This window comes from Gracilimonas sp., assembly GCF_035704785.1.
In the GTDB taxonomy this organism is placed as follows: Bacteria; Bacteroidota; Rhodothermia; order Balneolales; family Balneolaceae; genus Gracilimonas.
In genome coordinates this window covers 26,910-33,601 of sequence record NZ_DASSWP010000120.1, presented here as the reverse complement: position 1 = coordinate 33,601, position 6,692 = coordinate 26,910, and the positions used below count along the sequence as shown (strand labels likewise).

Sequence of the window (6,692 nt, the reverse complement as noted above, 5' to 3'; positions counted from 1 at the left end):
ACCGTCGATGGTCACACCTTCTTCGATCATCTTCTTGGCGTTATCCCATGCACCACCGGCGTTAGACTGGAAGAGTGCCATAAGAACACCTGCAGAAGTGACACCCGCAAGAAGTCCACCAAGCATTTCAGCTCCAAGAGTTGGGCTGTCGCTGATGAAGCCGGGAACAAAACCGAATAAAACGGGAACGATCACAGCTAATAGTCCTGGAACTACCATCTCACGGATAGAAGCTTGTGTTGAGATCTCAACACACTTTTCATATTCAGCTTTACCGTCAGCAGCTTCAAAAGTCGTACGATCTTCATCTGACCAATCAGCTAACTTTTTACCTTCGTTGCGGTTCATGGCAGAAAGAGCTTCAGTCAGTTCAGGAATATCACGAAACTGACGGCGCACTTCTTCGATCATACTCATTGCTGCGCGTCCTACTGCATTCATTGAAAGTGCAGAGAACAAGAATGGTAACATTGCTCCAATAAATAAAGAAGCCATCACGGATGGAGCCGTAATATCAATTCCCACCAATTGAGTTTCATGAGTTGCATTATAAGCTGTAATAAAAGCAGCGAAAAGAGCCAGTGCAGTCAAAGCAGCAGAACCGATTGCAAACCCTTTACCGATAGCAGCAGTAGTGTTACCAACCGCATCAAGCTTGTCGGTACGCTCACGCACTTCACCTGGAAGCTCAGCCATCTCAGCAATACCACAGGCATTATCAGAGATTGGTCCGTATGCATCAACAGCTAACTGAATACCTGTGTTTGAAAGCATTCCAACAGCAGCAATCGCAATACCGTACAATCCGGCAAATTCATAGGCACCAATAATTGCAACAGCGATGATAAGAATTGGGATCGCCGTTGAGATCATTCCAACACCAAGGCCGGCAATGATGTTTGTAGCAGATCCAGTAACAGATTGCTTCACAATTGACCAAACCGGCTTCGTTCCGGTTCCGGTGTAATGCTCAGTGATCAATCCAATTCCAAGTCCGGCAGCAAGGCCAAATATAGTGGCCCAAAAAACTCCCATACTGTTATAAACTTCACCGTTAAATGTCCATGTTTCAGGAAGCATCCAGGTAATAATTAAATAAGAAGCGATCAGCATTACAGCAGCTGAAATAAACTCACCAAGGTTAAGCGCTTTTTGTGGATCTCCACCTTCTTTTACACGAACAAAGAATGTTCCAAGAATAGACGTCAAAATTCCAACAGCGGCAAGAACAAGCGGGAGAATTACAGCAGAAAGTCCGTTAAAAGCATCAGACCAAACGGCTCCGTCAACAGTTGCGCCTGCAATAAAAGCAGCACCAAGTACCATGGTACCGATGATAGATCCTACATAAGACTCAAAAAGGTCAGCACCCATACCGGCAACATCACCTACGTTATCACCTACATTATCGGCAATAGTAGCAGGGTTTAGCGGGTGATCTTCAGGGATTCCGGCTTCAACTTTACCTACAAGGTCAGCGCCAACATCAGCAGCTTTGGTATAAATACCACCGCCTACACGGGCAAAAAGTGCAATAGAAGAAGCACCGAAAGAAAATCCGGTTACAACGGCAAGCACTTTATTAACTGCATCGGCTCCTTCAAGACCAAAATAAGATCCGAAACCAATGAAAAGAAGGGATAAACCCAATACACCAAGGCCAACTACGCCAAGTCCCATTACAGAACCACCGGCAAAAGCAACTTCAAGTCCTTTACCAAGACTAGTACGTGCAGCATGCGTTGTGCGTACATTCGCTTTGGTAGCTACTTTCATTCCAATAAAACCGGCTAATCCGGAACAGATTGCACCAACAACAAATGAGATGGCTACCATCCAGCTTGAAGTAGCAGGATCAGCACTGAAGCCAAGTATTACAGCCACTACCAGTACAAATACGGCAAGTACCCTGTATTCAGCTTTCAAGAATGCCATAGCACCGCTAGCAATACTTTTGCTTATGCGTTCCATACGCTCAGTTCCGATCTCCTGTTTTGTTACCCAGGATGTTTTAAAGACAGTGTACAGAAGTGCGATCACTCCGGCCACCGGTATTAAATAGATGATTGTATCCATTGTTTCCCGTTACGTTAGTTTAAGTTCAATAAGCCTTATTTAAGACTCATTATTTTATTAATTAAAATTATTCATCGTCTTTACCATACCATCTCTCACAAAACTGAGTGATGCATCATGGGCTTTTTGAATGCCCTCTTCTAAATATTTTTGATCTGAATTGTTGAATGGGGAAAGTACAAAATCAACCTGACGTCCTCTCGGAAAATCGTTTCCAATACCAAATCGTATTCTTGGAAACTCCCTGCTATCGAGTTCATCAATGATACTCTGGATACCGTTATGGCCACCGGCACTTCCTTGTGCCTTTAGCCGGATATCTCCAACATCCAGATTCAGATCGTCATAGATGATCAGGCAGTTCTCTTTACCCGTGTTATACTTTGAAAGAGCTTTTCGTACCGCCTTCCCACTTCTGTTCATATAGGTAGTGGGTTTTATGAGTACCACATTCCGGCCTCGATGTCTGCCCTCTGCAACCACAAAAGGCCCGTCGCCCGGGCCAAATGTAGTGGAAAGAGTTTCAGCTATTGCATCAACAACTTCAAATCCTATGTTGTGACGTGTCCCCTCATATTCTTGTCCGATATTTCCTAAACCTATAATAAGGGACATTTCAAAAGGAGGTTACGTTACAACTTTGTGATAATGAACGGAGTTTAGTCTTCTTTTTTGTCTTCAGAAGAATCTTCTCCTTCTTCACCTTCAGCAGCTTCTTCGCCTTCGGCAAGTTCTTCACCTTCAGCAACTTCTTCGCCTTCAGCAACCACTTCTTCTTCAGCCTCTTCGGTAACACCGGATACAAGGTTTTCAAGGAAGTCAGCTCCTTTAGGAGGACGAATAGTTACAATGGTTCGACTCATATCATCCAAAGGAATAATACCTTCCAGCTCCAGGTCGGATATGTGGAAAGACTGGCCGATCTCAAGTGGAGTAATATCAATTTCAAATTCTGCCGGAATCGCTTCTGGAAGTACGCGAATGCGGATAAAGTTCATTGGTTTGAAAACACGTCCACCATTTTCAACCACGCCTTTAGCGCTTCCTGTAATCTTAATAGGAACTCGAAGTGTTACTTTCTTCTTGTCAGACAGTACATAAAAGTCTGCATGTACAGGACGATCTGTAACAGGATCGAATTCTGTTCTTTTGAGAAGGGTTTTGAAAGTTTTTCCATCAACCGTTAATTCCTGAAGCTTTGTTTGGGGCTTTCTAAGAATTTTTTCTAATTCAAGTTCATCAATAGAAAAGTGAATATTTTCGTCAACATCGGGACCATAAAGCACAGCAGGAACACGCAGTTCCTCTCTCAGCGCTTTATTCGCTTTTTTACTGGTCTCTCTTTTCTTTCCTTCAAGTTTTACTAATTCTGGGTTTGCCATAATGCGTTTACCTTAATCATTAATTATCAAACAGTGCACTGATAGTATCGTTAGTATGTATTCGTTGTATAGCTTCAGCAAAAATATTCGCGATGCTCAAAACCTTTATCTTCTTAGAAGGCTGGCGAAGCTGAACCGTATCTGTTACTAACAACTCATCAATTGGCGAATCTTCGATTCGCTGGTATGCCGGACCCGATAAGATCGGGTGTGTACAAATTGCAATAATGTTCAGCGCTCCTCTTTCTTTTAAAGCAGCAGCTGCATTAGTCAATGTTCCGGCGGTGTCGATCAAATCATCGACTATTAACACATTCTTTCCTTCCACTTCACCGATCAGATTCATGATCTCTGACTCATTGGCCTTTGGCCTTCTCTTATCAATAAAGGCTAAACTCGCTCCCAGTTTCTTGGAATATGCCCTGGCCATTTTAAGGCTGCCCACATCAGGGGCTACCACAGCCAGGTTATCAATAGGATTGGAGGTGAAGTGATCTATAAAAGCCCGGCTTGCATATAAATGATCAAGCGGGATATCAAAAAATCCTTGTATCTGAGCAGCATGAAGATCCATAGTCAAAACACGATCGGCGCCTGCTTTAACCAACAGATTAGCCATCAGTTTTGAACCGATAGAAACACGCGGCTGATCTTTTCGGTCTTGCCGTGCATATCCAAAATATGGAATCACGGCCGTCACTCTTTTTACCGAAGCTCGTTTTGCAGCATCCAGCAAAAGCAACAACTCAATAATATTATCACCGGGAGGCGGTGTAGATTGGATCAAAAAAATATCTTCTCCCCGAATGCTTTGCTCATATTTGACATATTGTTCTCCATCAGAGAATTTTTTAATTGTCAAATCTCCCAAAGATGTACCGTATTCCTCTGCAATTGCTCTTGCTAAAGCCGGGTTACTTGTACCGGAAAATATCGCTAAGGGAGTATCCACGTAATGGGCCTTGGTTTCGGGTTATTACAATCAGAAAATTATTGACTAATAAACAAAAAAGGATGGCCTCACAGTCATCCTTTAATAATTTGTGTTGCCCGGGGAGGATTCGAACCCCCACTGACTGGACCAAAACCAGCTGTCCTGCCATTAGACGACCGGGCAATTCATGTCATTGACAGACTCCAAAGATAGAAATCACTTTAAAAGCAATCAAGACTCAATCGCATTTTTTAGTACAAAACATTCAGAGCACCTGACCGGACCGCAATATGATTTTAATTGATGGATAGCACCCAGTTTTTTGCGATATGCCGTAGTATTCAGTTCCAATGAACTGAACCTTTTAAGCAAAGATGAAGGAATAGGTGTTTTTAAAACCCTCCACTCTGAGAGCACCTTCTGTGAAAGACTTTGATAAGCAAACAAATTTCCCAAAACATATAGTGATGGTAAAAATACGGTACCGAACAGAATTTCTATTCGGGAGGAATTTGTAAGTGAAGCTTTTTTAACCCACTCATCCCACCTTTCTATTGCTTTAAGTGAGAGCACATTTCCGATCGGCTCATTTTCGATTAGTGCGGTTAACCTTACGGCTTCTTTTATTCTATTTACAGGATGACTTGCAGGCCGTACAGATTTTAAATTCCAGACGATATCAGAACCTTTCGCGCCAAAACCTGCGATATTTAACGCCATATTGATACCATCTTCAACAGTAGAAAAACCCGGCCGGCTTTGTAAAAAACGGCGTGCGGTTTCCAGCATCGCTTCACGATTATGTGTAATCCCTAACCCATCCCATAACGATATGATTAACGCCTTCTTCCAAGCTTTGGAGGGAAGCAATTCAGGATCATAATATTCCAAAAAATCATCCGCTTTTTTTTCAAAATACTCAAGGTGAGCTTTTTCAATTTGGTCAAGAAAAGCCTCTTCTGAAATAAAATTAAGCCCCGACGCACAAGGCAACCCGGATGGTTGCTCAAAACTTTTTAAGAATAAACGAAGCTGTTTCGATAGATAAGGACTGAGATTTAAAGAATAGGGCCTGCTTCCGTTCTGTGTTTGAACCGGGACAGCCTGATGGTCAGTAAAAACGTGCAACACTACGGTATTGAAATTGGGATCTTCACAATGCCCATGTGCAGCCCAGCTTTTGCTTTGGATATGCATTTCTACATCCCCATACCAGGTGGTATCTCCTACATCTATTACTGCCCGTTTGAAATCAGGACCATCCGTTGCATTTAGTTTTCCTGGATCCGTGATCTTAAGAGATTTCCCACACGTAGTTTTTAATGAAGTGAAATCGAAAAGCAGGTTTTCCCATATCCACTGTAAAAAAGCTTCTGAATGTTTAAATTCAGACTTATCCATTTTTGGTTATTTCTTCGATCTCTTCTGCTTCGGAAAAATACAGATCTTCAGTAGCCTCATACAAGTCAGGCAAAGTTTCTTTTACTGTTTTCTTGATCCCTTTTGAAACCTGATCTATTCTCATTTCACCGTCTTTTTTCAGTTTACGTCCTTGAGTTTCCAACCAGTGAAGATTTTCTTTTCCGCTTTTTGGGGTCAATAATAAACCGGCTATAATGCCTCCGGCAAAGGCTGTTGCTCCAAATAATAATGTTCCGATTCCTCTTTTCATGAGTCTCTCTTTTAGGTTGAGGTTAACACTGTTAAGATACGAATATTCCTATTTTTTTTTGTTATTTTTTTAACACTGAGTTTAGAAAACTGTACCTTCTTCTGAATTTAAAAGCAACCTATGAAAAAGCAAATAATATTAATGGACCGTCCCCGAATGCAACGTACAATACGCCGTATTGCCATTCAGGTTTGGGAACGCATGGGAAACGACAAAGAACTCGTTATCATTGGCTTGAATGAAAGAGGATACGCCACGGCTTTGGAACTTTCTGAGAATATTGCTGATTTATTGGCCAAGGATCTATCAGTACACCGGTATGAAGTGAGTGGCAACAGTTCTGAAACTCCCCTTCCGGATTGCAACGATAAGTTCGTTTTACTAGTGGATGATGTGATCTTTTCAGGAAAAACCATGTTTGATGCCCTTTCAGCTATCTGTAATATTTACGAACCCGACATCATCGAGATAGCGGTTTTGATAGATCGGGGGCATCGCAAATACCCTTTACTTACTGATATGTCCGGGATCACGGTTCCAACAAAAGCCGGAGAACATATTGAGGTCATGCTGAAAGACTCAAAACTCAAAGAAGCTATACTTTTTAAGAACTCCTAACCAATCAATT

General features: G+C 42.1%; 7 protein-coding genes and 1 tRNA gene. 1 reads left to right on the top strand and 7 read right to left on the bottom strand.

All coding sequences use genetic code 11. From position 1 onward, the window contains the following. From VFM80_RS07295 to VFM80_RS07265, 7 genes are all read right to left on the bottom strand, one after another. Positions 1-2,076: V-type H(+)-translocating pyrophosphatase (locus VFM80_RS07295; RefSeq protein WP_395071016.1), on the bottom strand; the 2,076-nt coding region annotated here is incomplete at its 3' end. Between the two features lie 57 nt (positions 2,077-2,133). Next, on the bottom strand, positions 2,134-2,691 hold the full coding sequence (pth, locus tag VFM80_RS07290; RefSeq protein WP_395071014.1) for an aminoacyl-tRNA hydrolase: 558 nt from the start codon (positions 2,689-2,691) through the stop codon (positions 2,134-2,136). A gap of 44 nt (positions 2,692-2,735) precedes the next feature. Next, complete coding sequence (locus tag VFM80_RS07285) at positions 2,736-3,458, bottom strand: 50S ribosomal protein L25 (protein WP_395071012.1); 723 nt, start codon at positions 3,456-3,458, stop codon at positions 2,736-2,738. A gap of 19 nt (positions 3,459-3,477) precedes the next feature. Next, positions 3,478-4,410, bottom strand: coding sequence for a ribose-phosphate diphosphokinase (locus tag VFM80_RS07280; protein WP_395071010.1), 933 nt, complete (start codon positions 4,408-4,410; stop codon positions 3,478-3,480). Positions 4,411-4,504: 94 nt separating this feature from the next. Continuing rightward, positions 4,505-4,575 (bottom strand) — tRNA-Gln (locus VFM80_RS07275). A gap of 48 nt (positions 4,576-4,623) precedes the next feature. Continuing rightward, complete coding sequence (locus VFM80_RS07270) at positions 4,624-5,793, bottom strand: DUF2851 family protein (protein ID WP_395071008.1); 1,170 nt, start codon at positions 5,791-5,793, stop codon at positions 4,624-4,626. Beyond that, positions 5,786-6,064 carry a YtxH domain-containing protein gene (locus VFM80_RS07265; RefSeq protein WP_395071006.1) on the bottom strand — a complete coding sequence of 93 codons (279 nt, stop codon included), beginning with the start codon at positions 6,062-6,064 and terminating at the stop codon, positions 5,786-5,788. The genes VFM80_RS07270 and VFM80_RS07265 overlap by 8 nt, the downstream gene beginning before the upstream one ends. Before the next feature lie 120 nt (positions 6,065-6,184). Between VFM80_RS07265 and VFM80_RS07260 the strand changes: the two genes are divergently transcribed. Further along, the gene (locus tag VFM80_RS07260; protein WP_395071004.1) at positions 6,185-6,682 is read left to right on the top strand and encodes a phosphoribosyltransferase family protein; all 498 of its coding nucleotides are present in this window, start codon (positions 6,185-6,187) and stop codon (positions 6,680-6,682) included. Positions 6,683-6,692: the final 10 nt, after the last annotated feature.